The organism is Marinobacter halodurans (assembly GCF_004327985.1).
GTDB classification, from domain to species: domain Bacteria; phylum Pseudomonadota; class Gammaproteobacteria; order Pseudomonadales; family Oleiphilaceae; genus Marinobacter_A; species Marinobacter_A halodurans.
In genome coordinates, this window is record NZ_SJDL01000082.1 from 1 (window position 1) to 4,293 (window position 4,293).

The 4,293-nt window shown below is 51.3% G+C and carries 4 protein-coding genes; all 4 read right to left on the reverse strand.

Features of this window, described 5'->3' with window-relative positions:
• Positions 1-96: 96 nt before the first annotated feature.
• A complete protein-coding gene (locus tag EZI54_RS23105) occupies positions 97-510 on the reverse strand; it encodes a DUF2931 family protein (RefSeq protein WP_131484221.1) in 414 nt (137 codons plus the stop codon).
• 210 nt (positions 511-720) lie between these two features.
• Complete coding sequence (locus tag EZI54_RS23110; RefSeq protein ID WP_131484222.1) at positions 721-1,326, reverse strand: DUF2931 family protein; 606 nt, start codon at positions 1,324-1,326, stop codon at positions 721-723.
• Between the two features lie 309 nt (positions 1,327-1,635).
• The gene (locus EZI54_RS23115; protein WP_131484223.1) at positions 1,636-2,238 is read right to left on the reverse strand and encodes a DUF2931 family protein; all 603 of its coding nucleotides are present in this window, start codon (positions 2,236-2,238) and stop codon (positions 1,636-1,638) included.
• Positions 2,235-4,293 (reverse strand): T6SS phospholipase effector Tle1-like catalytic domain-containing protein (locus EZI54_RS23120; RefSeq protein ID WP_207389322.1); only part of this gene is annotated, 2,059 nt, incomplete at its 5' end. The genes EZI54_RS23115 and EZI54_RS23120, both read right to left, overlap by 4 nt.

The window sequence follows — 4,293 nt, forward strand, 5'->3', positions numbered from 1 at the left end:
TGAGTATCAAACGCCCGATGAGGTGTACTACGGGCAACCGATAGCCTTGGCTAGCCTGAGCCAGGGAAACAACCGGATCATAGCTTAGTGACACCATCAGGTTGTCCAACTGATCGGGTCCACCTCAAACTCCCCCTTACTCGTGATGTATTTGGCCTGCTCCAACATTTGGCTCTTAAGATCTTCAGGCAGCGGAAACGCCTTTTTATAGGTTTTTCCCTCAGCCAATGAATACCATTGCACGCCAACATACCGTGGTACACGGGTTGTCGGTCCACCTTTGCCTCGCGGCCCCTTGTTTCCTTTCCAGCAGCATCCGACATTGCCCGCGGAGAAATCTTGCGAAGCCCCCTCTGACGAAATCAGTTTAAAATTTTCTACAATAACGTCGTAATGTTCGGGGGCGCCAACCCCAACATGCCAGGTTTCCGGATTTTTGGATTGAGTTGCGCATCCCTCCATTGCAAAGCATGTCGCTAATAAAGCGATCAAGAATGCCTTCGCTTTCATTCCATATTCTCCGGTTGGTTAGGGTGAACGATCCTGGTTCGATTATCCGCGGGCTTGAAGGGGTTCAGCGTCAGAAGAAAGAAGAGGTTTGCTCGTGGATTCACCAGCAAACACTGCCTCTTAGTTGCGGAGAAACTTCTGCTAGCTCGTCTGGTATTTTAAAGTTGTCGCGATCCAGAACCAGGTGGTGATTAGCGGGATGTCTGGTGACTACCAACCTGTTGTCGGAACACCGTGTTGCTTGAGATAGTCGGCGTTTTCTTCGAGGTATCGCTTCGTAGCCGCACGATAGTCACTGGGATCGCCATCGATTTCATTCGCCCTCATTCTGGCGACTTCAATCTGGTTGCCGATTTGGTTCTGAATCCACAGGACGATGGTTCCCCTGGGGGCGAGACCGATGACCAGCCTATCTCGAGGACCTTTGAATGTGCCTTTGCTGGTTGTGTATTCGGCCTGTTTTGCCATCTTATCCGCAATATCTTCTGGGAGGGCGATCAGGCGCTGATAGTATTTCTGTTCCGCAAAAGAGAACCACTGAATGCCTATGTATTTGGGGAGCGGATCCATTGTTCCACCTGAACCCATTGGGCCGTTAGGGCCTTTCCAGCAGCAAGACACATAGCCTGCCGGCCAACGCCAATGCCGGTCCCCAGGCTTTTCGAACTCCAAGTGCTCAACCATGACGTCATAATGTTCAGGTGCCGCGAGTGAGAAATAATAGCGATTTGACGGCTCGGAGGTCGTGGCACACCCCGAAACAAGAGTGAGCGCGCATAGCAAGCATGCAATGAGCATCTTATATGACTGGTTCATCTTTGTTCCTGTTTGTTGGGGTGAACAGTACGGTGGCGATCCGTTGTTGGTACCGAGGGCATAGCTACATCCCAGGGAATTTCGAGTTTGGAAGCCATCCCGCCAACCATGAATTCCATGGAATGGAAGTTGTCGGAGTAGCGAACGTAACGTTGCTTTATAAGCGCTTTTCCGCCGCAGAAAGCAGCGGTTTGTTTTCACCAACAAACACCTTCTCTCGTAGTTGCTGACAAACTTCTGCGAGCTCTTCGGGTATGTTAAGGCCGTCGCGATCTGGATTTGGGTGGTTAACAGCATGGGATATGGTAACTACCAGCCTGTTGTCGGGATACCATGCTTTTTGAGGTAGTCATCATTTTCTTTGAGATAGCTTTGAGTTCTGGTTTTATACCAGGATGCGTCACCCTTAATTGGATTGGCTTGCATCCTGGCAACCTCGATCTCACTACCGGGCTGGTTCATTATCCAGAGTACGACTTCCCCTCCGGGTGCTAAACCGATGACAAGCTGGTCTCTGGGGCCCATCGAAGTGCCCGTACTGGTTTTTTCCTCAACTTTTCGACGCATTAAATCGGGCAGATTTTCAGGCAATTCGATCAAGCGTTGGTAGAATTTTTGTTCTGCGAATGAAAACCACTGAATGCCAATAATATTTGGGAAAGGTGACATTCTGCCCCCCGTTCCCAGCGGTCCATTCGGTCCTTTCCAGCAACATTCGACATTCCCCATTGGCATACGCCAGTGTCGAGTACCAGACTTCTCAAATTCCAAATGTTCGACCCAAACTTTGTAGTGTTGAGGCGCGACAACTGAGAAATACCAGGACTGATCGTTGTCATGGGAAGGCGTGGCGCAGCCCGTTAATGCCAAAGTGATTGAGAAAAATAATGTTAGAAGTATTCCCCGCCTCATGAGTGCTCCGCTTTGTTGGGATGGACTATACGAACACGATCGCTGGTTGGCATAAAGGGCAGGAACATGTCCCAAGGTACTTCAAGATCTGTTGTGATTCCGCCTAGCATGAACTCTACAGTATTAAAATTATCGGAGTGATGGATATAACGTTGCTTTAAAAGAGATAAGTCGCCAGTTTGGAGTGTGGGATTGCTTGTACCTGCTGCCACTTGCTTGGAGACTGATTGATGGATAGCTAAGAGTTCGTTGGGCAGGCTGAAGGCAGGATCTTCGTCATCGATTTCATCAAGCATCACGCCCGCTTCAGAAGCTAAGGCATGCATTAGACGGAGTGGTATTCCTGAATATTCCCCTCGTAGTCGCCTTTTCATCTCCAATTTTAGAGTGACACGGCCATACGGCGCGGGTTCAGAGTCAAATGTCTTGTTGATCTCCAGCGAAGGTAGGTCCTCTCCAGGGCTTTGTATGCTGTTCTCTCCTACCCAGCCACCGTTCTGTGTGTCGTGCAGCAACGCGTCTAGGTTGTCCCAGTCCATTGTTTGCTCGGGATTTTCCGTCCGGCTGTCTGCGATTACCCGTTTTCGTGCGAGTAATACATGCTCATCTTGGACCTTGTGGTAACCGCCTCCAATGTCTGAATGCACACCAGGTAAAGAGATCTCCCGGAAATTGGGAGGTAAGGTGCCGTCGGGGTTTGAGAGACTATTAAGAGCGAAGTTTTCCCTGCATTCATCGGCTGCTGTAATGTGGGCTGCGCTAGCAACAGAGTCTGGGTCTAGAAACACATTGACGGGATCAGTTTCGTTATTTGCGGCGCTAAAATCGCCTTCTAAAATATTCACGATGCCTGCGACAGTATCGAATAAACCGGCAAAGCGTATCGAGACGCCCTTCGGCCAAACGACGCCTTGCTGTTGAAGTGACTTGGCAAACAAACCATCTTCGCCTTTTGCAATTTCTGAGGCTGCATGTCTGGCTGCAGCAGACCCTCTACTGAAGCCAAATAGATCTACTGTGAGCTGGCGCAACGGCTTGCCGGAAGCCGTTCTTGCTATTGCTGACGCCGTGTCCTTGAATGCTGCTTTTACCTGCTCCAATATCCCGGACGAACCTAATCCTGTTGCCGAGCTCCATAGTGAGTCGTCTTCACCGTTGGTCGTGCCTACGCCATTTTTATATACCCGAAGGGTGTGGGTAATATGATTAGTAGTCTCTTCTCGTTGGGTTCTGTATAGATCAAACAGCTTTGAAACATTAGTTCTTGCATTTGAATAACTTGCGCCCATTTTTAGGGCGAGGTGATGCCTGCATCTATCAGGATCTAATTTGTCTCGCGTGTCTGTTGATGAACACGCTTTGTTTAGCTTTGACAAGAACTCTTTGACATTGGATGCGTCGTTTAGTGTCCCGTCCAGAAAAATCCCCACCTCAATGTGCAACTCCTTCTGAACTCGCTCATCGTCTGACGTGTCGCCAGCCTCAGCCACCAAAGGCGCTACACCCGCAGCCGCCCCCACCGGCAGGGACAGATTCTTCTGGGAATTCTGCTGAGCCCGCTCTCGTTCGGCGGCCCGCCGCTCACGGAGATCGCTGTCGAATGAATTCGCCGACAGATGCCCCACGCTACCGGGTCCCAGGCGCTCGACCTGCGCCGGCGTGATCTGCCAGTCGTTCATTCGGGCGACCCAGGAGGCGAGGTTTAGGCCGTGGACGTCTTTCACGACTTTCCAGCGACCCGGCAAAACGCCATCCTCCTCCCAGGCGATCAACGGGCTGAAGGGCGGGGTATCGGTCGTGCCTTTGACCAGGACCAGGGTGCCGTCCCGCAACTTGCCCTTGAGTCGATTCATCTGCTCCCTGTCAGATCGATAGGGGCTACCGATGAAGTCATCGGCCAGCTTGAGCGCCGCGTGCAGGCTGGGGCTGGCGAGATCGGTGTTGAGTGGAAGATTGCTCGGGGCAAACGTTGGCGATTCGATACGGGGGAGATCCCTGAGTTCGAGATCCCGGGGGCGTTTAATCTGCATGTCCATTTCCTTGGGTGCTGGGTCA